Source organism: Streptomyces yunnanensis, assembly GCF_029011865.1.
Taxonomy (GTDB): Bacteria; Actinomycetota; Actinomycetes; order Streptomycetales; family Streptomycetaceae; genus Streptomyces; species Streptomyces yunnanensis.
Genome location: NZ_CP095749.1, coordinates 8,589,684 through 8,612,870, shown reverse-complemented (window position 1 = coordinate 8,612,870; position 23,187 = coordinate 8,589,684). Strand labels below are relative to the sequence as shown.

The 23,187-nt window shown below is 68.6% G+C and carries 14 protein-coding genes and 3 pseudogenes; 8 read left to right on the top strand and 9 right to left on the bottom strand.

Annotation, left to right across the window (positions count from 1 at the left end; translation table 11 throughout):
• Positions 1-359 precede the first annotated feature (359 nt).
• Complete coding sequence (locus MOV08_RS37765) at positions 360-3,845, top strand: SDR family NAD(P)-dependent oxidoreductase (RefSeq protein ID WP_420834318.1); 3,486 nt, start codon at positions 360-362, stop codon at positions 3,843-3,845.
• Between the two features lie 1,425 nt (positions 3,846-5,270).
• Here the strand turns inward: MOV08_RS37765 and MOV08_RS37760 are convergent.
• The 3 genes from MOV08_RS37760 to MOV08_RS37750 all read right to left on the bottom strand — a co-directional run bounded on the left by MOV08_RS37760 (position 5,271) and on the right by MOV08_RS37750 (position 8,421).
• A complete protein-coding gene (locus MOV08_RS37760) occupies positions 5,271-5,843 on the bottom strand; it encodes a transposase (RefSeq protein WP_275310635.1) in 573 nt (190 codons plus the stop codon).
• A gap of 98 nt (positions 5,844-5,941) precedes the next feature.
• Positions 5,942-7,750, bottom strand: coding sequence for an AIPR family protein (locus MOV08_RS37755; RefSeq protein ID WP_239010248.1), 1,809 nt, complete (start codon positions 7,748-7,750; stop codon positions 5,942-5,944).
• A 455-nt stretch (positions 7,751-8,205) separates the two neighbouring features.
• On the bottom strand, positions 8,206-8,421 hold the full coding sequence (locus MOV08_RS37750; RefSeq protein WP_275312064.1) for a hypothetical protein: 216 nt from the start codon (positions 8,419-8,421) through the stop codon (positions 8,206-8,208).
• 575 nt (positions 8,422-8,996) lie between these two features.
• Between MOV08_RS37750 and MOV08_RS37745 the strand changes: the two are divergent.
• The 4 genes and pseudogenes from MOV08_RS37745 to MOV08_RS37725 form a co-directional block, all read left to right on the top strand.
• Positions 8,997-9,266: pseudogene (locus MOV08_RS37745) on the top strand (CU044_2847 family protein); the annotation flags it as partial.
• A 7-nt stretch (positions 9,267-9,273) separates the two neighbouring features.
• Positions 9,274-12,033: a S1 family peptidase gene (locus tag MOV08_RS37740; RefSeq protein WP_275310634.1), complete on the top strand. Its 2,760-nt coding sequence runs from the start codon at positions 9,274-9,276 to the stop codon at positions 12,031-12,033.
• Positions 12,034-12,509: 476 nt separating this feature from the next.
• On the top strand, positions 12,510-12,875 hold the full coding sequence (locus MOV08_RS37735) for a hypothetical protein (protein ID WP_039638703.1): 366 nt from the start codon (positions 12,510-12,512) through the stop codon (positions 12,873-12,875).
• 802 nt (positions 12,876-13,677) lie between these two features.
• Positions 13,678-13,818: a hypothetical protein gene (locus MOV08_RS37725; protein ID WP_203232632.1), complete on the top strand. Its 141-nt coding sequence runs from the start codon at positions 13,678-13,680 to the stop codon at positions 13,816-13,818.
• 101 nt (positions 13,819-13,919) lie between these two features.
• Here MOV08_RS37725 and MOV08_RS37720 read toward each other — a convergent pair whose 3' ends face one another.
• Positions 13,920-14,228 (bottom strand): SCO5918 family protein, encoded by a 309-nt coding sequence (locus tag MOV08_RS37720; RefSeq protein ID WP_039638702.1) that lies wholly within the window; start codon positions 14,226-14,228, stop codon positions 13,920-13,922.
• Between the two features lie 258 nt (positions 14,229-14,486).
• Here MOV08_RS37720 and MOV08_RS37715 point away from each other — a divergent pair, with 258 nt between their 5' ends.
• Entirely contained in the window at positions 14,487-15,005 is a 519-nt protein-coding gene (locus MOV08_RS37715; RefSeq protein ID WP_275310633.1) for a DUF1203 domain-containing protein, read from the top strand.
• A gap of 74 nt (positions 15,006-15,079) precedes the next feature.
• Positions 15,080-15,994, top strand: a pseudogene (locus tag MOV08_RS37710) (IS982 family transposase).
• Positions 15,995-16,012: 18 nt separating this feature from the next.
• Here MOV08_RS37710 and MOV08_RS37705 read toward each other — a convergent pair.
• Complete coding sequence (locus MOV08_RS37705; protein ID WP_275310632.1) at positions 16,013-17,512, bottom strand: DEAD/DEAH box helicase; 1,500 nt, start codon at positions 17,510-17,512, stop codon at positions 16,013-16,015.
• Positions 17,513-17,788: 276 nt separating this feature from the next.
• Positions 17,789-17,992, bottom strand: coding sequence for a cold-shock protein (locus MOV08_RS37700; RefSeq protein WP_037915390.1), 204 nt, complete (start codon positions 17,990-17,992; stop codon positions 17,789-17,791).
• 704 nt (positions 17,993-18,696) lie between these two features.
• Between MOV08_RS37700 and MOV08_RS37695 the strand changes: the two genes are divergently transcribed.
• Positions 18,697-19,044, top strand: a complete 348-nt coding sequence (locus MOV08_RS37695) for a MerR family transcriptional regulator (protein ID WP_039638700.1) — start codon at positions 18,697-18,699, stop codon at positions 19,042-19,044.
• 226 nt (positions 19,045-19,270) lie between these two features.
• Here the strand turns inward: MOV08_RS37695 and MOV08_RS37690 are convergent.
• From MOV08_RS37690 to MOV08_RS37680, 3 genes and pseudogenes are all read right to left on the bottom strand, one after another.
• Positions 19,271-20,298 (bottom strand): annotated as a pseudogene (locus MOV08_RS37690) (IS110 family RNA-guided transposase).
• A gap of 133 nt (positions 20,299-20,431) precedes the next feature.
• Entirely contained in the window at positions 20,432-21,991 is a 1,560-nt protein-coding gene (locus MOV08_RS37685; RefSeq protein ID WP_275310630.1) for an ISL3 family transposase, read from the bottom strand.
• Between the two features lie 222 nt (positions 21,992-22,213).
• Positions 22,214-23,059 (bottom strand): glycerophosphodiester phosphodiesterase family protein, encoded by an 846-nt coding sequence (locus tag MOV08_RS37680; RefSeq protein ID WP_275310629.1) that lies wholly within the window; start codon positions 23,057-23,059, stop codon positions 22,214-22,216.
• Positions 23,060-23,187 lie beyond the last annotated feature (128 nt).

Here is a 23,187-nt window from a genome sequence, read left to right as displayed (position 1 = left end):
CACACTTCGGGGCAGCCGCGGTCGCGAACGTGCTTCCCGACGCGGGAGCGGGCCCCTTCACAGTGGAGGACCTGGTCGAGGCGGGGGTACCGCACGGGTACACAAAGCTGCTCGGGGTGCTGCTGGAGGCGGCGCGATCCCACGGTCTGGTCGCGTCCCTGGGCAGCGGGAACACCCGCCGCTGGCAGCCGCTACGAACCCCGGCGCCACATCGGCGATTCCAGGCCCTTGCCCAACGGCACCCGGGCCTCGCCGTGGAGCTCACCCTCCTCGGCACCGGCGGCACGCAACTCCCCGAGCTGCTGCGCGGCCGCCGCGCCCCGGAGGACATCCTGCTCGCCGAAACCAACCGGCCCCTGATGGAGGAACTGCACACCACCGGCGGCATGTCCTGGTTCGACGCCCGCGCCACCCTCACCGTCCTTACGGCCCTCATCCGTACCTGGCCCGCGGACCGGCCACTGCGCGTCCTGGAAGTCGGCGCGGGAACCGGCGGCACCACCGCCCTCCTGCTGCCCGCACTCCCGCCCGAGCGAACCCACTACGTCTACACCGACGTCTCCGACAGCTACTTCCCCCGGGCCCGACAGCGCTTCCACGCCCACGACTTCGTCACCTACCGAACCCTGGACCTCGACCAGAACCCCATGGCACAGGGCCTACCCGAAGCCGAATTCGACATCGTCGTGGCAGGCCACACGCTGCACGCCGCCTGTGACCTGCGCCGCGCACTCGACCACATCAGCCGCCTGCTGGCGGACGGCGGGCAATTGCTCGCCACCGAGCCCCACGACCCGGCCACCTCGGCCCTGCTCCTCGGCCTTCTCCCCGACTTCTGGCACCAACACGACACGGACCTGCGGCCCGACGGACCTCTGCTGCCTGCCGACAAGTGGGCAAGCCTCCTGGCACAGGCCGGATACGACGCCGTCGTGCAGGGACAGGATCTTCCGGGAGCCGAGCCCACCGGGGCACCCTCCGTACTCCTGGCCCAGCGGCCGTACCGTACCCGGCCGCCCGCCCAGCCACCCGCCACGGCCGCAACCACGGAGGAGGCGCATGCCTGGATCATCGCATCGGAGCCCGCACACGACCGGCTCGCGGACGCACTCATCCGGCGGCTGAGCCCGGAGGACTGCGCGCGGGTGCGCCGTGCCCCGCTCGCCGCCGACTGGTCGGCCCTGCTGGACGAAACGCCAGGGAAACTCGGGGTCGTCGTGCTGATCGGCGGCACGGATACCGCCACTGGCCCCGGGCTGCTGGACGTGGAGCGCACGGTGCGCCGCCTTGCCGCGCTGCGCGCCGTGGCCGCGGCCGCCGCACGGCGCGAGGACACCGCTCTGTGGCTGGTCACGCCACCGACCGGGGCGCTGCCGGCTCCCGAGCCCCCGCTGGCCCCCGAAGCCGCGACGGTATGGGGCATGGCACGCTGCCTCACCACGGAACTCCCGCAACTCACCGTCCGGCGCATCTCGTTGGAACACGGAAGCTGCCCCGAAGCTGACGCCGACCGGCTGGCCGCGGAACTCACCGACCCCACCGCCGAGGACGAGATCCTCCTCACCCGCTCCGGCCGCTTCGTGCCCCGGATCCACCCGCAGCCCGCCCTCACGGTGTCCAGCCCGGCGCCCCAAGGGACGGGCTTCGCGCTGCGGCTACGCACCCCCGGACGCGGCTACCGGCTGGCATGGGTACCCGCCGAGGCACCCCGTCCCGGGCCGGACGAGGTGCTCATCTCGGTACGCGCGGCAGCGCTCAACTACCGCGACGTCCTTCAGGCCCTCGGCCTGATCCCGCTCACCACCCCGCAGAACGCGGAAGCCGGCAAGGACGGCGCCCTCGGGGCTCTCGGTCTGGAATGCGCCGGTGTGGTCACCGCCGTCGGCTCCCGAGTCAGCGGATTCGCCGTGGGAGACCGGGTCCACGGCTTCGGCTCCGACACGCTGCGCTCCCATGCGACCATCCAGGAGGTCCTGGTCGGCCACATCCCCGACGGCATGGATTTCTGCCAGGCCACAACCCTGCCCGCTGTGTATCTCACCATCCACCACAGCCTGCACCGTCTCGCCCGCCTCGCACCCGGCGAGACGGTCCTGGTGCACGGCGCCGCGGGCGGAGTGGGGCTGGCCGCACTCCAGTACGCGACGCACGCGGGCGCCCACGTCATCGCGACGGCGGGCACCCCCGCCAAGCGCGATCTGCTACGGCTACTGGGAGTCCGACACGTACTGGACTCCCGTTCCCTGGACTTCACCCACCAAGTGAAGGCCCTCACGGACGGCCAGGGTGTCGACGTCGTCCTCAACTCCCTTGCGGGCGAGGCCATCAGCCGGGGCCTGGAGACGCTCAGAAGCGGCGGCCGCTTCATCGAGCTGGGCAAACGCGACCTGTACGGCAACAGCCGGCTACTACTGCGCCCCTTCCTCAACAACCTCACCCTGTCGGCAGTGGGCGACATCAACGAACTGCTCACCCAGCACCCGGAGATCGCCTCCGAGGAAGGACCGGAGTTCGCCAGGCGCCTGCGCGAGGGCATCTACGGCCCCATTCTCCACCACGTCTACCCAGCCGACCGGGTCACCGACGCCTTCGCTGCGCTCCAGCACTCACGCCACATCGGCAAGGTCGTCATCTCCCTGGACCCGCCACCACACCTGGAGCACCACCCCACGCTGGTCGACGTGGATCCGCAGGCGACGTATCTCGTCACCGGCGGCCTGAGCGGATTCGGCGCCGCCACCGCGCGCTGGCTCGCCCGCGAGGGGGCACGTCATCTGGCACTTGTCGGCAGGCGCGGCAGGGACACGCCTGAGGCGCCCGCGCTCCTCGACGAGCTACGGCGCGAAGGCGTGCAGGTGACCGCCCATGCCGTGGACGCCTCCGATGCCACGGCCATGCGCGCCCTCCTGGGCGACGTCGACACCCACGACCACCCCTTGCGCGGTGTCATCCACGCGGCCGCGGTCTTCGATGATGCTCCCTTGTCGGAACTCACCGACGAACGGCTCCGGAGAGTGCTGGCCCCGAAGGCGGGCGGCGCGGCCGTCCTGGACGAGCTGACCCGCGACCGTGACCTCACCATGTTCCTGCTGTGCTCCTCGGTCACCGCGCTGACCGGAAACCTCCACCAGAGCAACTACACGGCGGCCAATGTCTTTCTGGAAGCCCTGGCACGAGCCCGCCGCCGAGCGGGGCAGCCGGCACTGGCAGTCGGCTGGGGCGCAATCGCCGACGTCGGCCACGCCGCACGGAGCGGCATGGCCGCGTACCTGCAGTCCGTCGGTCTGCCCCCGGTCCCTCCGGGCGAGCTCCTGTACCCGCTCAGCTCCCTCCTGACAGACGCCGACGCCGACGCCGCCGCCATCGTCGCCGAAATCGACTGGAGTCGAGCCCGGCGACTGAGCCCGGCCCTCACAGCCCCCCGCTTCTCCCCGGTCCTGCCCTCGGACCACGACACCCTCCGGACCGATGAGGCGCTGGCCCAACGGCTGGCCGCCGCCACACCCGAAGCCGCCGTGGCCCTGCTCACCGATGTCCTCACCCAAGTCCTCGCGAACATCCTGCAAACGACTGCCGACCGGCTGCCGCCCGACCAGTCCCTCGCCCACCTCGGCCTCGACTCTCTCATGGGCGCGGAACTCATGAACGCCGTCCAGCAACGACTCGGCTGCGACCTCCCCATGCTGGAGATCGTCAACAGCACCTCCCTCGCCGACCTCGCCCGACGCTGCTTCCACCGCCTCAACCGACAACCCCCTACGTGCCCAGACGGGCAGGATCCTGACGGCGCTTCGCAGAACTCGGACAGTCCGGTGGACACACCGCCAGAACAGGCCGGATGCTGATGGAGAGAACCGGCCGGCCCAAGTACTGCCGGCACCACCGGAACCGCGCCGCGCCTGCAGGCCGGGCCCTCACCGCGCTGGTGCCCGGTCGCGTACAAGCAGGCTGCCTTCCGTCGGCCTACCGGCCGACCTGAGCTCCGCTGGCGCCGGCGCCAGGCCGAGCAGCGCCGCGAGGACGTCCTCCGCATCGCCAAGTACGAACCGAGTGGGAGGCGATCACCTCAACGCGTGACTGCCATACGCCCGCACCCACGCACTGCTGGCGGAACTGGCGGGGCCACTGAGCACTCACAGCAGTCCGTCCGCGCGCTCTACCGCACCGCCGCCCTCTACTGACTCCCGGACAAACCGGCCGGAGATACCGAAGTCTTCCCACTACCCTGAGGCGCGCCGCGCCTTCCAACTCCTCAGCTGTTTGGGCTTTTCCCTCCACGTCTTCCTCAAGGCCCGAGATGGATATGTCTCGGGTCGAGCAAAACCGTCATGCGCTGTCCTCCGGGATAGCCGGCGTCGGCAACAGTGGGCGAAGGAGTGAGGGAAGGCCCACCAGCACCCGTTCGCCGCAGACGCTCGAACCACAAAGGAAGGCTGCGACACGGCAACATCGCTCATGCGCTTGCAGATCTCAGTTCGTCAAGACGTGTGGCACAGCCCGTCTGAGGTTGCAAGATTCTCAACTATCCAGTCATTCTGGTGTGTTACTGAGATAGCGGATCTAGTGCCGCTCGGTCTGAGTCTGTCATCAGCCGCGGAACCAGCCCTTGGACGCCGCATTTATGAGGTTCTGGTACGTACGCTTCTCGGCACCAATCCACGCGCTGCTGGAGACCATCGAGCGTGACGCGCGCTCTCTTCTGATCCTCCGCGTCCTGCTCTCCGGCAGATCGGCCACCGTCATTGACGTGCCCGTTGATCTTGCACGGCTGCGACACCGCATGGCCGTCGTCCGGTCACGTTATTCGACGTCGGCACCTATGCCGAGGCTCGGCCATTCGCCCGGGCACCCAGTCAGTACGGCACTCCCCCGCCTTCCCCCTCCGCTCCGACACATTCCCGAACACGCGCTCGCGCGTTGCCCGGCATACGCCTGCAGTCTCACGGCTCCTTGTCTCCGGGCACCGCGACCGCGCAAGGAATTGGGGCCCAAGAATGCACAACCAGAACAACGCGATGGAGCACACTCCCCGGCCTCGGGCGCATCTGCGCCCGTGAAGGCCACGGCCCTCGTCTGCTGAGTAACGTCCCCCGCCCTCTGCTGCACCCCGGCCACCGCACCCGCATCGTCACCGCCGCCCTCCCTACGCCGTCGAGAACGGCGAGCCGGAGCGCAGCAAGACCGCGTCGAACACCACGGACCAGGTCCACCCCGAACGCAGAAAGCCCCGCCGGAGCCAGCCGACGGGGGTTCCTCACCTCTCACAGCCCCTATGACGGGGGCCGAGACTCTACGGGCTTGACCAGGTGGAAGACCTCCCGGGCAGCGTAGCGTTTGAGGCATCGGACGATTTCGCGTCGGATCTTGCCCTCCTTGATGCGGCGTTCGCAGTAGTCCTGGGTTCGCGGATCGAAGCGCAGACGCGTCTGCACGATCCGGTGCAGCGCGGCGTTCGCCTGCCGGTCGCCGCCGCGGTTGAGGCGACGGTATTGCCGACTGCCCGAGGAACGCTCGACGGGACTGGCCCCGCACAGCGCGGCGAAGGGCGCCTCACTGCCCATCCGTTCCGGGTTGCCCCCCACCGTGATCAGCAAAGTGACGGCCGTGTCCGGACCGATCCCCACCACCGCGAGCAGTTGCGGGGCATGGCATTCCACGAGGCGGGCCAGGCGATCTTCCAAGTCCCGGATCTGCTCGGTGAGCTGCCCGATCCGGCGAGCCAGCACGCTCAGGGTGATGCGAGTGGCATGCAGCACCGCCTCTTCACCGTCCCCCTCGCTCTGGCTCACATCGGCGAACCGCGCGCAGGTGCGGAAGAATTCCGCATTGTGCAGCCCGGCCAATTCTTCCCGCAGGTCGGGGCGGCAGTAAGAAGGACGGCCTTCAGTTGATTAATGGCCTGAGTGTGGGCTTTGACGGCCGATCCCTATTGCCGGATCGTTCATCCTTCGATGTGGTAACGGCTCTGGGACACAACGGCTTGGCGGATCTTGGTGGTGAAGTCCGGGGTACGGGCAATTCGATCGACACCGCCGGCCTTGCTGCGGCGCAGGACGCTCTTGAAGCTTTGTTCCAGAGTTCCTGTCATGCGGAACATCAAGTCGTCGCTGAGATGGTCGAGGTCGATGTTGAGAAGGTCGCGCGGTGAAGGCTGCCGTAGCCGTGTGAGGGTGTAGGCGGACATGGCCGCCAGCGGGTATAGCCAGTTCTCCAGTGAATCACCCAGCAAAGGTCGGTCTTCGGCATAGTGGGTGAGGAACGCGCGCAGCCTGGTATGCACGTCGAGGCACAGACGGTAGATGTCCAGATCCTGCCGTTGGGAGAAGATCTGCCCGTAGTGCTGATCGTCGAGTAGCAGCGCATCGGAGTGCCGCAAAGCGGTATGCGGTTCGCGCAGCACGAAGGCAGTGAATTCGCGGGCAAGCCTGGCCATGCTGACGACCCGGTCGAGGGGGAACCCCAGATTGCGGTAGTAGCTGGCTCGGCGCTCGTAGTAGTAGCCGCCCGCGTGGCCGAGGCTCTCCTCGATGTCCTTCTGGATGGACTCAGTGGCGCGCAATGCGCCGGCGGGCAGCTGAGTCTGACTGTTGGTCGCCCGGATGATGCGGTCGCGAGCCGTGCCGGACTCAGGCGCGACCACGATCTTCACTAGGAGGGACCGGTCGCGGTGCTGACCACCGTTCTGGAAGTAGCTATAGATCTCGTGGCTGGTCTGTAGCCCGTTAACGATTTGCGGCTCTCTGATCACGATCTTCTTACCTGCGATCTGGGCAGCGTCCGCGACAACGGTGACACCGTTGTTGAACCACCAGAAGTCCTCGCCGGTACCAGACTTCAGGGTCTCGCCGATGGCGTTGTTCACGGCAGTGGATCCCGCATAGTCGCGCACGTTCGACTCGAACAACTCCAGGCGCAGTGCCTCATTGTCGGACGTGATGAAGCGGTAGTACTCGTCGAGGCGAGCCAGACATACGTATCCCTCGCCGAGCGACGTGCTCATGGGCGTTTCGGTGAAGACCAGTTGTGCGACGGCTTTGGCTCCCCGGGCAGTCCGCTCGCGCAAGTCAGCAGCGTTGAGGTACTCCAAGTCAGCCCACGTATCGGACGTGATCTTCGCAAGTTCCCGCCTGAGCCGGTCGCCCTTGGCCTTTACGTTGGGGTGCGGTGTCTCTGCCGACTTGTTCGCGTAGATCACCGTGATGCGAACCTGCGGGAAGGAAGACGCCAGTTCCTCGAGGATGTGCAGGAAGCGGCGCGTACGCTCGAGCAGTTTGGCGTTGGTGTGTGCGACCAGGTCTTCCTCGTCCCGGCCCATGTCTAGCAGAGCTGGCAGATGGAAGTGCAGTTTCTCGATCACCGATTCCTGGTAACCCGAGGAGTTCTTCGCCTGCAGGATGACCAACTCGATCTTGCCGGCACGTGACGGAAGGAACTGATGCGCATCAGCGGTGATGTAGCGCTCGTCCACGAACGTCCAGATGCCGTCGATGCCGCAGTCATGCGCACCGTCGACGATGCCGTCCGTGATCTCGTCGTTGTCCAGGTCCCAGTCCTGCAGAGCCTTGTCCGCGGCGAAGAACGTGAAGAAGTCGTCCCGGCTCTTGTCCGGCGCCAGTTTGCGATGCTGGTCCTCCAAGATGCGCTCCAGCAGCCGCTGATCATTGCTCTGCACCGACACCACGCGCGCCCCCAACTCGACTCGGATACAGAGATGTTGGCAGGATCGCCACGCCATGAACAGGCCGCGCACGGGATCCCCGTGCGCCCCTCCCCACCCAGCACACCGCACCGGTCCTGCGCCAGGCTGTGCCGCGGACCACAGTCGGCCACATCCTCGCCGGGTCCGAGGCGCCGGGACCGTCACGTCCAAGCGTTCTGCGATCCATGCAGCCGTGAGGAGACAGGAGGCTCCACAGACACCCCGGAAGGCGTCGAATTATGCAGACGCAAATAACACGACCTGGTTCGTCGTGGAGAGTTCGGGGGTCGCGTGCTGCGCATCGACCGTAAGACGCTTGTCGTCGGCGCGTCCTTGCTTCGCGTGCTTCGAGAGAGGACAACCGAGTGCAACGTGCCCACGCCAAACCCTGCAACCCACTGATTCGGAAGCCCCGCCAGCCGACGGGGGTTCCTCATCTCTCACTGCCCCTATGACGGGGATCACGACTGTGTAGGCCTGACCAGGTGGAACACTTCGCGGGCGGATTAGTGTTTGCGGCATCGGACGATCTCGCGTCGGGTTTTGCCCTCCCTGGTGCGGCGTTCGTAGTAGTCCTGGACGCATGGATCGACGCGCAGGAGGGTCTGCACCATCCGGTGGAGGGCGGCGTTGGCCTGCCGGTCGCCGCCGCGGATCGGCTTCATCCGCCCCATCAGCCCGTCCAGGACAGCGGTCACCGTTTCCGTCACCGCTCGGGACATCCGCCGTACGTCCTTCACTGTGGAGCAGGACGCCTGGGGCGAACCAGCGGAAGACCTGTTCACTGCCTGCCTGGCGAAGTGGGCGCGCAGCGACTGCGAGGGTGCAGCCGGAATTGGTGTAGTCGTCCACAAGCAGGACGGGGCCAGGAGAGCGGGCCAGAGCACCAGCCAGTTCCTCATGGACGGTGATCGGATCGCCGACTCGCACAGCACGCGATTCGCCCTGCTGCCCAGGATCTGCGGGCCTTCGTCGAACCAGAAGACCGCCCGAGGGCTGGGCGGGGCACGTCATCCCCCGAGGGCTCGGATCGGTTACGGCGCCACGTCGGCCTGAGGCCACGGAGCCTCGACGGCACTCCCACGGACGGCAGACAGACTCCGGCGACTTGGCGAGCTCACCAACTCCCTTCCCGAACACGCATGTTGACCTCCGATGCCGTAGCGACCGCGGGGATATACTCGCGCCACCAGTCGAACGGACTGAGGAACAGCGGGGGGACTGTGGTGAGCGGGCGGAGCCATCTGGTCGAGGTCGAGTTGGACAGCGGTGAGGTCGTGCTGGCCGAGGTCTTGTCGGCAGGGGGTCCGATGTCGCCGACACCGGACGCCTCCGGCTGTCGCAGACGCGCCAGGCACTGAGCGAGGTCGGCCGGTGGGCGCTGGAGAGCGTCCGTGAGTCACTGCCCGAACCGCCCGACCGGATCGACGTCGAATTCGGGGTCAAGCTGGCGGTGAAGACGGGAAAGCTGGTCGCGGTCATCGCCGAGACCGGCGGCGAGGCCAGCGTCACCGTCCGGATGGGCTGGGACCGGGCCACCGAGGGCGGCCTCCGGACGGGAAACTGAGCCCGCCGTGGAGCTGGACCCTCCTCTGATCGAACTCGCGGACAGCCACGCCGTGGCGATATACGTCGACGGAGGGTTCAAGGGCAGCGGATTCGTCCTTGCCCCGGAACTGGTCGTCACCTGCGCCCACGTCGTCGAGAGGGCCGCGGACGAGGTGCTGGTTTGGACGTCCGGTTCCGCTGACCGTACCGGTACCGTGATCGCCCGCCATCCGCCACGGCGTGGCGGCGACGGGTACTACGACAGCCCGGACATCGCCCTGGTCCGTCTGCACGAGCCGCTGGACCGGCAAGGGGTGTGGCTCGCCGAGGAGCCGCCGCAGGCCGGCACGGTCGTCCTGGCCCGCGGCTTCAGCCGATTCACCGCCGAGCCGGACGTGCAGCGGGACTCGCTGTCGCTGACCGTCCGTGGCCCGGCCGGCTCCCTGCTGGGGGTCAAGGACGACCGGATCGAGGCGGGCCTCAGCGGCGCTCTGGTGCTGGACACGATGACCGGCAGGGTGTGCGGCATGGTCAAGGCATCACGCGAACGCCGGGAGGTGCAGGGAGGCTGGATCGTCCCGGCCCACGTCATCGCCGAGCACGCGGCAGCCGCCGGGGGCGGAGCCCGGCACCGGCCGGGCACCGCCTGGTTCGATCTGGCCTCGCGCAGAGCCGAGTTGCACGCCCGGCTGTTCGGTGCGGACCGGCACCCGGCACGCGTTGCGGCTCCCCGGCGGGACCGGCCACCGTCCTGGTGGCTGCAGACCCGCAACGAAGTGGTGCCCTTCATCGCCCGGCCCGAACTGGACGACCTCCTCGACTGGTGCCTGCGGCCGGACGACAGGGGCATGCGTCTGGTCACCGCGCCGGGCGGCTCGGGCAAGACCCGCCTCGCGATGCGGCTGTGCCAGGTGCTCCGCGAGAAGGGCTGGATCGCCGGCTTTCTGCCGGGCGACCCGCACGAAACCAGTCCACGGATATCGGAGGCTGTGGACGCCGGGTACCAGGTGCTGGTGGTGGTCGACTACGCCGAAACGCGCACCGATCCCAACAAGTCGCTGCTGACGGCCCTGGAACAGGAAGAGCCCGGCATGGTGCGCGTGCTGCTGCTCGCCCGGTCGGGCGGCCCGTGGTGGACCAGTCTGAAGAACCGGGACGTCGTGGACGGCGATCCGGTCCGCCTCTCCCCGCTCGGCGAGCGCACCGGACCCGGTCCGGTGCTGTCCGCCGCATGGCAGGCGTTCCACGCCGCCATCATCGGCGGGCCCGCCTCGGCACCTCCGGCCGGGCCAGGAGCCGACGGCCCCGACGACGTACTGAGCCTTCACGCACTGGCCCTGGATGAGGTACTGGCGCGCCGTGACGGAGTCCGCGTCGGGTCGGGGGACCCGCTGGGGCGCGTGCTCGGCCGTGAGCAGCAGTACTGGACCGACCTGGCGCGGGGGCACCAGCCGGCACTGCCCACGCAAGACGCGTCGGTCAGGCGCGTCCTGCTGCTGCCCGCGTTGTTCTCCGCCGTCTCCGCCGAGCAGGCCGAGGCGGCCCTCGGCCGCCTGGAGACGCTGCCGGAGCATGCCTTGGCGAGCGCCGCCGAACTGCTGCACCGGCTCTACCCGCACCCCGGCCTGTACTGGGCACCCCTGCAACCCGACCGGCTCGCCGAGCTGCTGCTGTCCCAGGTGATCGACGACGCCGAAAGCGCCGACGCGTCCGTCGGCCTGCTGACCTCCGTACTCGCCGACTGCACCTTCGAACAGGCCGAGCAGGCCATGACGGTCCTCGACCGCACCCGTGTCGCCCTGCACCGCCGGGGCTCCCACGAGCCGGCCAACTGGCTGATGGAGACAATAGGCACCCTGATCCGCACCCGTCCCCTGGACTTCCTCCCGGCTGCCGCCGGCGTACTGAGCTCGGGAACCCCCGGATGGGACGTGCTCCAGGAGGTACTGGAGAGCGCCGACTATTTCGATGTGCTGCTGCCCCTCCACCAGCGGGTGGCCCGGACGAGGCGGAACTCGGAGGTGGTCCACGAAATCCTCGGCGCGCTGATGCTGCGCTACAAACGCTCTTTCTCCTCTCGGATCTGGTCCCCGAAGGGCAGGGAGACGGCCGCGCAGCTGCTCCAGGCGGTGCGCGAGATCGGAGACCTTTTCGAGGCCCGCGGTGAGCCGGACCATGCTTGGTGGCACGCCCGCACAGCCGTGGCCTTCGCCGCGAAGCTCGCTCGAGCCGATCCCGACGCGTACAGACCCGTCCATGCCGACTGCCTCGACGTCCTCGGCTACCGGCTGGTGGTGCTCGACCGGCGCCGCCCGGCCCTGCGGGTCGCCCGGCGAGCAGCCAAGGCGCGCAGGACCCTGGCGCGGCGCGACCCGGCCCACCGGCCGCTGCTCGTCCAAGCCTTGACGCGCCTGGGCACCGTGTCGGCCACGGCCGGGAAACCGGATTCCGCGCTGCGCGTGACCGAGGAGGCCGCCGAGGTTGCGCTCGACCTGGCCCGCGAGGACGAGCACGGATGGTCGGGGCTGGTCGTCGCGGTCTACAACAACTACGGCCTGCTGCTGAGCGGGGCCGACCGGCAGGCGGAAGCGGCAGAAGCGGCGAAGGTGCTGGCATCCGCCCTCGCCGTTGCCGATTCACAGCACCTGACGCCCGCCGAACGGGACGCCCTGGAACCGTACCGGCTCACGGTCGCACGCCTCCTGGCGCAGGAATCGGTCACGGACTACAGGTTGATGCCCACCACAGCCGTCTACCCGGGGGAGACGGACGACGATCTGCGCTGAGGAGGCATCAAGAGGCTGGCTGCCGACCATACTTGAGCGTGCGGGGCCCGGGGCGGCCCGCGAGCGGGGATCGAACCTGTGAAGTGGTGATCGTCGAGATCGCGAGTGCCGTTCGTCGACCGTCGGCCTCGCTTGCTGATCTTGCCCACGCTCCCGTGGCCCGGTGCAGTTGTGTCGTGAGCGGGTAGGTGCCCTGTCCCCGCTGCTCGCCCTCTGGCTCATCCGCGGCAACGCTTTCGTCACCTGCGCCTGCGAGAAGAGCAGCTGTACCTGTTCAAGAGGTGCGCGGGTGGACGCGGTTCGCCGCGGCGCGTGCCCCTCAAGGGAAGGATTCCCATGACACGAAAGCTGCCCGGGTTCAGCCGCCGGGCCCGAGTCTCGGTCGCCGGCGTCGGGATAGCCGCCACCGCGGCTGCCGCGGCGCTGCTCGCCCCGAACGAATCGGTGCGCCCGCGACCTCCAGCACCGGGATCGACGTGCCGTCCGGCTACTCGACCCAGGTCTTCGCCTCTGGCGGGTCGTTGAGCTCCCCCGACGACATCGCCCTGCTGGGCGGGAACGTCTTCGTCGCCTATCAGAACGGTGCGGGCGCCAAGGTGGACGACACCGCGATCGCCACCAGCACCAGGGGCACGCTGTACGTCACCGACCCGGGCACCAACCAGGTCGTCGCCGTCTGCGGCCCCTTCGCCCCCGGGCAGACGTTCGCCGCCGTACCGGACGACTCCAAGGTACTGGCCGGTGCGCTCGGCAGCCTCAACCTGCGGACCGGCTCGGTGAGCCCGTTCGGCAAGGGCTTCAAGAGCCCCCACGGCCTGCTGTTCGTCCCCGCGACCAACTGACGCCATGCCAGGCCAGGGGGAAACGGCCCCGGTGAAGCGGCGGACCGGACCTGCTGCCACCTTCGCCAGGGGCCATCGTCATACCTGGGGTACGGGCAAACACGGTCACCCGCAACGATTCTCGGAGGCCAGCGTCGCTACAGCTGGAGACGCCTCAACTTCCGCCGCGCCCGTCGCAGGGCCGTCCTACGCGGCAGCCGTTGCCCGCAGGGGCCTGAAGCCCGGACAAACAGCCCTCGACCCCGGCTGCGGCGACTGCTCTCGCACTACGCACTCCGACCAGCACGCCGTGGCGATCGGCTCGTATCACGGCAAGCCCTGGGTGTACGTGGGCAACGACGGAGGCATCTACCGCGCTCCTCTCAACGGCGCGGTCGACCCCGGCGGTCGCGCCAAGAACGGGCAGTCGCCCGACGACGGCACCACCGACACCCTGCAGTACTACTCGGTGGGCGTCGGCAAGGACCGCGCGGTACGGCGAAGTCCCGGTCCCCGACGGGCTACAGGACAACGGCCAGTCGATCCCGCGTGGCCGGGACAAGGTCATGGGGTCGAACTTCGGCGGTGACGGCGCCGCCACCATCGTGAACCCCGGCAATGGCTGTGACACCGCCCAGGAGTACGTCTCCCTCGGCATGTGGGTCACCCAGAACTGCGGCGTGAACAACGACGCTTGGGCCCCTGGTCCCACCAAGGCGACCGAGTACGAGGTGGCACCGCCCGACAAGGACCTGGCCGGCAAGGGTGCCCACTTCAATGCCCCCATCGCGCGGACGCCGAGAGCGCCGACACCTGGATCGCAGTGGCGGGGCGCGGCGGCGGCCTGCCCACCACGGCCGTCCTCCAGCTCCGCCCCGGCCCGGACGGCGGCCTCCACGCTGCCACGCACGCCCACGGCATCTGGTCCTTCGACCCGCGCAGCCTCAAGGCGCGCAAGGACTGAAGCACCGGCCCGGACCATCAGCAGGCGGCCGGTGTGCTTTCTCCCACGAGGGAACACCGGCCGTCTCGCGTTCCCTAACGTTCCCACCCGCAGCGACCGGGTCAGGCCCGGGGCGGGTTTCCCAGCTGGTCCGGCGCCGCCTCCAGCGGTGTAAGGGAAGCCGGGGGCGCGAGCGCGCCGGCCGGGCGGCACTCGAAGCCGAGACGGCCCAGGGCCCGGGTCACTTCGCCGGCGGTGAAGTCCCGGCGATCCTGTCCGGTGATGATCTCCCCGACCTGCTTGACCGGGTAGTGGCGGCGGCCGATGAGCACGGACTCACCGGTGATGGGCTCGGGTGTGATGCCCTTCATCGCATCCTGCACCTCGGTCTTGAACAGGTCGAAGGGGAAACGGGCGATGACACAGCGCATGGTGCCTCTTTCGGGATCGAAGGCCGGAGACGGATCGCCGGCCCGAGTGGGGAGGGGCAACGGGTGAGGACGAGGACGCCCAGGGGCGAGAGCGGCCGTCCGTACCGGCCCTAGATGATCGATTCCAAGGGGTGGCGATCGTAGGGGGCCCGCGTTCAGCGGGTGTGACGTTTCCGGTCAGCTTTCTGTGTGGGCGCGTGCCAATGCAACGTCCGTTTCCTGCCAGCAAACACACGGGCGTCGAACCAGCATGGGCACATGACCAGGTACACCGTGCTCTCCATTGACACAGCCACCCTCAAGGAACTGCGGGTTGCCGACGATGCAGACCGTCCCTGCGCCCCGTACATCGCCACCCGCGACGACGCGGGCTCCCCGCTGCGCTGCTGCCTGCGCCCCATCACGCCCGGCGAGCGGATTGCCCTTGTTTCGTACGCCCCGTTGCGACGCTGGGCCGCCGAGAGGGGTGCACTGCCGGGCGCGTACGACGAACAGGGCCCCGTCTTCATCCACACCGATGACTGCGGCGGGTTCACCCCCGGCGAGAACTACCCCTTCGATCGGCCGGGCGCCCTGCGTACCGTGCGCCGCTACGATGCCCGGGGCCATATCGCCGGTGGACGCCTTCTGGAGATTCCGGCCGACGCCACGGTCGGCTTCGACGCAGCCTTCGATGATGCGTTCAGCGACCCGGACGTGGTGCTCGTACACGTCAGGGCACTGGAATACGGATGCTTCCACTTCGAGGTACGACGGCCCGCCGCCGGGGAACAGTAGCCGCCCTGCCACCTTAATGATCGATTTCAAGGGATCGGCTGCGCGCACAAAGGGAGGGAGCCCAACGTCAGTGTGTGAAGACAGAGTTGGACTCCCTCGCCACCGCACTCTATGTGAAGACAGACGACCTGCTGAAGGCATCACCGCATCTGGCACCCTGACGTCCAGCGGTCGGGATCGCTCCGCGACTGACCGATGCCGAGCTGATCACGCTCGCGATGATGCAAGCCATGCTGGGCTTCACCTCCGAAGCCAAGTGGGTTCGCCACGCCCGCTCCCACTTGCGGCATCTATTCCCCTACCTGCCCCAACAGCCCGGCTACAACAAACGCCTGCGTAAGGCCGCCGAACTGCTGCGGCGGGTGGTCCGGCTGCTGGCCGCCGACACCTCTGTCTGGAGCGACGACGTCTGGATCGTGGACTCCACCCCGGTGGAGTGCGGGCGCTCGCGCGAGACCGTCAAACGCTCCGATCTGGCCGGATGGGCGGAGTACGGGTACTGCGCCAGTCACAGCCGTTACTTCTGGGGCTTGCGCCTGCACCTGGTGTGCACCCTGCAGGGCCTGCCGATCGTCTTCGCCCTGACCGGGGCCAAGGCCGACGAGCGCGAGACCCTGCTGGACCTGCTCGCCTCCGAACCGCACCTCGTCACTGCCCGGCCCGGACAGACGCTGATCGGCGACAAGAACTACTTCGGCCGCGACTTCGAGCACCAGGTGGCCCAGCACGGCATCCGGCTGCTGCGTCCGACCCGCAAGGGCGAGCCGGAACGGCCCGACGCCTGCCTGTTCAAGCCGCTGCGGCAGGTCATCGAGTCGGTCAACGAGACCTTCAAGGGCCAGCTCGATCTCGAACGGCACCACGGACGCACACCTGCCGGCGTGATCGCCCGCGTCATGCAGCGCATCCTCGCGCTGACCGCCGCGATCTGGCACAACGACCACACCGGACAGCCCGTCCTGCGCTCACTGACCGCCTATGACCACTAACCCCTTGGAATCGATCATCTAGGCGGCAGCGCCGGGAGAGGTCCGTCGCCCGGACGCGGGGGTCCCGGTTCGGGGTGCTCCCGCGGAGCGTCGGGCCTGGGCGGAGCGGCTGCGGCGGCCGCGCGTGGAGGAGCCGCCGCGCTTGGGGCGTTCGACGACCGGGGCGGTGATGGTGACGGGAATTCCGGAGGGGGTCCGGGCGCCCGTGATGCGGCTCAGCGCGGCCTCGCCGGAGCGGACCTTGGTGGACTGCGGAGTGATGCCGGCGTCGGCCATCAGGCGGTCCATCTCGCGGCGCTCGTCGGGCAGGACCAGGGTGACGACGCTGCCGGACTCGCCGGCCCGGGCGGTGCGGCCGCCGCGGTGCAGGTAGTCCTTGTGGTCGCTGGGCGGGTCGACGTTGACGACGAGGTCGAGATTGTCGACGTGGATGCCGCGGGCGGCGACGTTGGTGGCCACCAGGACGGTGACCTGGCCGGTCTTGAACTGAGCCAGGGTGCGGGTGCGCTGCGGCTGGGACTTGCCACCGTGCAGGGCGGCGGCGCGGACACCGCTCTTCAGCAGGTGCTTGGTGAGTTTGTCCACGGCGTGCTTGGTGTCCAGGAACATGATCGACCGGCCCTCGCGGGCGGCGATCTCCGTGGTGGTGGCGTGCTTGTCGGCGCCGTGGACGTGCAGCAGGTGGTGTTCCATCGTGGTGACGGCGCCCGCCGAGGGGTCTACGGAGTGGACCACCGGGTCGGTGAGATAGCGCCGGACCAGGAGGTCGACATTGCGGTCCAGGGTGGCCGAGAAGAGCATCCGCTGCCCCTCGGGCCGGACCTGGTCGAGCAGGGGGGTGACCTGGGGCATGAAGCCCATGTCGGCCATCTGGTCCGCCTCGTCCAGCACGGTGATGCCGACCTCGTTCAAGCGGCAGTCACCGCGCTCGATGAGGTCCTTGAGCCGTCCCGGCGTCGCGACCACGACCTCGGCGCCGCCGCGCAGCGCGCTGACCTGCCGGCCGATCGACATCCCGCCGACGACGGTGGCCAGCCGCAGGTTCAGCGACCGGGCGTAGGGAGTGAGGGCGTCGGTGACCTGCTGAGCCAGCTCCCGGGTGGGTACCAGGATCAGGGCCAGGGGCCGGCCGGGTTCGGCGCGCCGGCCGGCGGTGCGGGCCAGCAGGGCCAGACCGAAGGCGAGCGTCTTGCCCGAGCCGGTGCGCCCGCGGCCCAGCACATCGCGTCCGGCCAGCGAGTTCGGCAGTGTGGCGGCCTGGATCGGGAACGGGACCGACACCCCTTCGGCCGCCAGCGACGCCGACAGCGCGGGCGGCATGTCCAGCTCCGCGAAGGTCTCGGCCGGGGGCAGCGCGGGGGTGTGCGTGACGGGCGGCGCGAACTCTCCCGGCCGTGCGGCGGGGCGGCGCCTGTTGCCACCGAAGCGCTTCGACGGCTGCGAGCGGCGACCGCCGCGGCCGGAGTCGGCGGAGCGGGCGCGGAACGGGCGGTCTTTCGAGCGTGCTGTGCGGTTCATGAAGAACCTTCCTCGATGCGGTACGTCGAGGAATTCCCGGCGGAAACGAGCCGCACACAAAGAATCGCCAGAACGAACCGATGAAAAAAGATGAAACGAAACGGGTCGGAAATATGCCGGCCCAGCGGGTCGCCAAAGGGGGCGGCGATCGAACAGGCCGCCCCGCGCCGCCTACGCGGCCGTTGTGGCGCACAACGGAAAACGTCCAAGCAACGAGCTGGGGCCCGCACCCAAGGTGCGGGCCCCAGCCACGGGCGTACGCGTCGGCGTCAGCGATCAGGCGGGAACGATGTTCTCGGCCTGCGGGCCCTTCTGGCCCTGCGTGACGTCGAAGGACACCTTCTGGCCTTCCTGCAGCTCGCGGAAGCCCTGGGTGGCGATGTTCGAGTAGTGGGCGAAGACGTCGGCGCCGCCACCGTCCTGCTCGATGAAGCCGAAACCCTTTTCCGCGTTGAACCACTTCACGGTGCCAGTAGCCATGTCATATCTCCTTCGGGGCAGTGCGCGGAGCCCACACCATGTAGGCCCCAGTGTCGCCGCGATGATCACCCCGCCGGAAATTCCGCCGGAAAATACATAGGTGCCCCCACCGTGTACGACGGCGAGCGCACCTGAAGTTTTTGGGAACCACAACTGCAACTGAAATAGACGTTAGCACGGCTCTGGCGGCCATGCACAGAGCACGAGACGGGACATACGCCCGACGCTTCCGAGAGCGCAAAACCCCCACCCCGCCGGTGGTCATTTCTGCAGTTTCGGCATTAGATATTCGACACCGGCGCCCGTCTCTATTCGACCGGAAAGCCGCGCCCCCTCGACCACCGCCCGAGCCCCGCAGGCACGGGCAGACACGGGCGCCGGCACCGACTACACCTGGCCGTACCACGCGGCCGCCGGGGGCAGTTCGCGGTGCGGCTCGCCAGGAGCGACGGCGCACCCGGGGAGCCGAAGCGGTTTGGAAGCGGTCTGGTCCTGTTGCTGCAGCCGAGAGAAATCTCCATTGACCGCAGTAGACATTCTCACTTCGAAAAGTTAGAATTTCTCTCGTAGTCAACAAAGTCAATGAGGCGCGGCAGACACGAAGCGCCGCGAGCACGACAGCAATACCAGATGGTGTGAAAACCCCCGGGGCCTCGGTGCCGTATGGCATCAGGGCTCCTCGACGCGTCCTACGACGAGGTTCTATGACCCGAGAGACCCCCTCACGCGCCACCGACAGATTCGATGACGACGACTACCCCGCCTACACCATGGGCCGCGCCGCGGAGATGATCGGCAGCACGCCCGCTTTCCTGCGGGCGGTCGGCGAAGCCCGCCTCATCGTCCCCTTGCGCTCCGAAGGCGGCCACCGCCGCTACTCCCGTTACCAACTGCGCATCGCCGCCCGCGCGCGCGAACTCGTCGACCAGGGCACCCCGATCGAGGCCGCCTGCCGCATCGTCATCCTTGAGGACCAGCTCGAAGAGGCCCAGCGACTCAACGAGGAACTGCGCCGGACCACTTCCGACCCGAGCCGGCCCACGGGTCCCTGACGCGCACTGTCCGCCGCGTAACGCCCCCCGCCGTCTGCTGCACCCCGGCCGCCGCACCCGCATCGTCACCGCCGCCCTCCCTACGCCGTCGAGAACGGCGAGCCGGAGCACAGCAAGACCGCGTCGAACACCACGAACCAGGGCCGTCCCCGAACGCAGAAACCCCCGCCGGAGCCGGCCGACGGGGGTTCCTCACCTCGCACAGCCCCTATAACAGGGGCCAAGACTATACGGGCCTGACCAGGTGGAAGACCTCCCGGGCAGCGTAGCGTTTGAGGCATCGGACGATTTCGCATCGGGTCTTGCCCTCCTTGATGCGACGTTCGCGGTACTCCTGAGTCCGCGGCTCGCAACGCAGGCGGGTCTGCACGATCCGGTGCAGAGCAGCGTTGGCCTGCCGGTCGCCGCCGCGGTCGAGGCGACGGTACTGCCGCACCCCCGAGGAGCGCTCGACGGGGCTGACCCCGCACAGCGCGGCAAACGATGCCTCGCTACCCAGCCGCGCCGGGTTGTCCCCCATCGTGATCAACAAGGTCACGGCCGTATCCGGGCCGATACCCACCACAGCCAGCAGCTGCGGGAGGTGGCGTTCCGCGAGCAGGGCCAAGCGGCGCTCCACGGCCTGGATCTGCTCCGTGAGCTGCTCGATCCGGTGGGCCAGCAGGCACAGGGTGGCGCGGGTGGCCTGCAGCACCGTCTCCTCCTCGGCCTCGTCGTCCTTGCTGTCGTCGGCGAACCGCGCACAGGTACGCAAGAGGTCCGGGGTGTTCAGCTGGGCCAACTTCTCGCGCAGGTCCGGGTGGGCGGTAATGAGAACGGCCTTGACCTGGTTGATCGCCTGGGTACGGGCTTTGACCGCCGACCCCTTGGCGAGCTTGTACATCCGGGCGACCTGTACGGGTCCGTCGCCCGATTTGGCCCGGGCGCGAGCCCGCCCGCTCAGCACCGCCCGGGCGGCGTTCTGGGCATCGAGGGGATCCGACTTGCCACGTAAACGGCGGTCGGTCCGGTCGGTCCAGTTCACCTTGAACACTTCCACGCCAGGGACAGCAGGTAGCGGGACAGGGCCGCTCCGAAGGAGCCAGTCCCCTCCACCCCAGCCCGCCGCACCGTGCCCAAGTCACCGGCCCACCCGAGTAGTCCGTGGTATCCGGCCGCGGTGGCTGGGAATTCTTCGGTGCCCAACACTGCGCCGAGCGGGGATAGGACGGCAGCCACATGAGTGTCCCGGTGCGTGTCCACCCCGAGAACCACCTCTCCCGTGGGCCGACGTCGGCGGGCACGCGGGGCAGGGGGTGTACTGGAGGTGCCCTTTCTGGGCTGACGGCGGCCATGACAAGCGGTTCTGATCCACTTCTTGTGGGGAGGTTGCGGAGGGTGACGGACTTTAGTCGGCGAGGAGTATCTGCAGGCAGAGGAGGTCGAACCCGGCGCGACCATATTCATCCCTCTTGATTCGCTTCGCCCGATTTACGTTGCCCTCGACCTTGCGCGAGCTCCATTCCAAAGTGAGACCGGCGGTCACGGCATCGGAGTCCTGCCGCAGGCCACGGGCCAGGCTCTGGAGCGGCTTCATCCCGGTGTCCTCGGCGCTGGTGAGCCAGTTCTCCAGGTCGCTGCCTCGGCGCTCGGTCATCATCGCGGCGAAGGAGCGGACGCACGCGGCGACGGCGTCGAGTTCGGGAGAGCGGGACAGGAGCTTCTTGAGCTTGAGCGTGCTGCTCTCGTCCAGGTGGTCTGGGTGCGAGGTGCTCAGCCAGGTGGCCGTGCGGACCGCCAGCGTCTTGGGTTTGTCGGGAGCGGGTTTGCCGCTGGCCCGGATCTCCTGGAGGTGCCGGCGCACGGTCCGTTTGCTGCCGGTGAAGCCGAGTTCGACGATCTCCGCGTAGAGCCGTGCCGCATCCGTGCAGCCCTCGTTCCAACGCCGTTGCAGGTAGGGCGAGTAGGCGTGGATCTGGCCGTAGCGGCGCGATCCGGTGCCCAGCGACGCATCCTCGGGCGTGGCTGCGTGCGCATAGCGGCGTACCGTCTTGCGGTCCAGCCCGAGCGTCTCGGAGATCGCCTGGATCGGGACGCCCTTGTCGTAGAGGGCGTGCACGGCAGCGTGACGCTCAAGGCGCCGGATCACGCGCATCCCCTCCGGCCGCGACGACACCTCCACCTGAACGGCCGCGGCCTCCTGCCCGGCGGTGGCGTCAGCAGGCGCGTCCTCGGTAGGCTCGGCGAGGCAACTCCGGTGCGTGGCCACGCACTTCTCGACGGCTTCGCACAGGTTCTTCCACAAATGGAAGCGGTCCGCGACCTGGATTGCGTCGGGGCAGGCGGTGCGTACGGCCTCGGCGTAGGCGCTGGACCGGTCTCGGCAGACGATCTCTGCTCCGGGGTGTGCGCGGAGCCAGGCGGTGAGGGTCTCTGCGGTGCGGTCGGGCAGAACGTCGACGCGTTCTCCGGTCTCCATGTCCAAGATGATCGTTCCGTAGACGTGCCCCTTCTTGAGGGCGAAATCATCGATACCCAGCACCCGGGGTGCGGCGCCGACGTGCTTGTCCGGCAGCCTGCGTACGAGTCTGAGCAGGGAGTTCGCACTCGTCGGGATGGACAGGTGCGCGGCCAGCCGGGCGCCCGGCCGTCCGGCGAGTGCTAGCGCGATCTTCTCCAGGGAGCGGCGCAGGAACGGTGTGCGCCGTGCGAATCGCTCGGTGAGCCCGTCCACTTGCTCAACGAACGTGCGGCGAGGGCACTCAGTGGCTGGGCAGAGGAACCGTCGCACCAGCAGGTCGATCGCGACCTCCTGTCCGGCCGCCGCGAGGTCGGCAAGGCGCCGCCGGTAACCGCCATGGACACGGCTGGACACGGCGCCGCAGTCGGGACAAGCCGCCTCGCGCGTCACCGTTCGCGCCGTGAGGGCTATCCTGCCGCCGTCCGTCCTGACCTCGTCCACCACCACGGAGGACAGATGGGAGAACGTCGAGAACACGCTGCAATCACACGAACGGCCATCCTTCCAGCCTGTTGTGAGGCCCTGTCACCGCCCCACAGGAAGTGGATCAGAATCCCGTAAATCCCCCGCTCGCGGACTTGTCGAGTCCGCACCTCGGCGGTCACAGACGGTAGTTTTCCGCGGTGTGGTCACGTTGGGGCGTGGTCTGCTGTGGGCCGTCGGCACCGCTCAGCGCGGTGTCGTTGCCGTCTCGTTCTTGATCTTCATCATGCGCTGGGGGGAGTCGGTCAGTACGGCGTAGGCGTCCAGGTTCTTCGCGGCGGTGTAGTCGTCTTTGGTCTCGATGCCGATCAGAACGGTCCTGACCAAGGAGCGGGTGTGGAAGCAAGCTGAGGCGGCCCGGTCCCACATAAGGGCCTGCTTGACCGGGCTGCGGCCCTCGCCGAGGGTGAACTTCTCGGTGACCGTCACGTCACGGCGCAGTTCGAAGGCGGCCCATGTTCCGCTCCGGGGTGCGTTGAGGCAGTCGCCGGTCAGGCGTGAGGTGACCAGGCGCGTGCGGGTGGTGTCACGGTCCTCGAACAGCCGCGCCTGGGGGTAGGACGCCATGGCGTCGAGGTTGGGCTTCTCGGTGGAGTAGAACCGCACGCGCTGCCACTGCCTGCGGCCCTGGCCCTCCAAGGCATCCATGGTCTTTGCGATAGCGGGCACCAGGGCCTGGGGGTCGGCTGACTTCATGTCCAGCAGCACGCCCATGTGCTGCGGGATGCGCCGCAGCGCCTCCTCCAGTGTCGGCAGCGGCGTGGGATGCGTCCGGTACGGGTAGCCGCCGGAGGCGTCCTTGAACTGGTAGCCGGCGTTCAGCCGCGTCAGCGACGCAGCGTCATGGTCGGCGACCTTGCCCGTGCCGTCGGTGAGCGCGGACAGGTCGGCGGGCCGGTACAGGACGGGGACGCCGTCCCGACTGACCTGCACGCTGAGCCACATCATGTCCACCTTGTTGGCCAGCGCGCCGTCGATGGCCCGTACGGTGTTCTCCGGGAAGTCCGCGGTACCGGCACGGTGGGCGATCACCAGCGGACGGCGGCTACCACCCGCGGACTGCCACCCCGCGTCCGTGGCCGCGACGGCCCCTCGCTCAGGCGCGGCGGACGCCCCTACGTGGTCCGGCACCACGGAGACCGCCGTAGCAGTGCCTGTGA

What these genes read in the sequence shown, in the direction of transcription:
- MOV08_RS37765 (WP_420834318.1), top strand. Translation starts at nt 360, where the DNA reads ATGGAGGAACTGCACACCACCGGCGGCATGTCCTGGTTCGACGCCCGC.
- MOV08_RS37750 (WP_275312064.1), bottom strand. Translation starts at nt 8,421, where the DNA reads ATGTCCCGAGCGGTGACGGAAACGGTGACCGCTGTCCTGGACGGGCTG.
- MOV08_RS37720 (WP_039638702.1), bottom strand. Translation starts at nt 14,228, where the DNA reads ATGCGCTGTGTCATCGCCCGTTTCCCCTTCGACCTGTTCAAGACCGAG.
- MOV08_RS37715 (WP_275310633.1), top strand. Translation starts at nt 14,487, where the DNA reads ATGACCAGGTACACCGTGCTCTCCATTGACACAGCCACCCTCAAGGAA.
- MOV08_RS37705 (WP_275310632.1), bottom strand. Translation starts at nt 17,512, where the DNA reads ATGAACCGCACAGCACGCTCGAAAGACCGCCCGTTCCGCGCCCGCTCC.
- MOV08_RS37700 (WP_037915390.1), bottom strand. Translation starts at nt 17,992, where the DNA reads ATGGCTACTGGCACCGTGAAGTGGTTCAACGCGGAAAAGGGTTTCGGC.
- MOV08_RS37695 (WP_039638700.1), top strand. Translation starts at nt 18,697, where the DNA reads ATGACCCGAGAGACCCCCTCACGCGCCACCGACAGATTCGATGACGAC.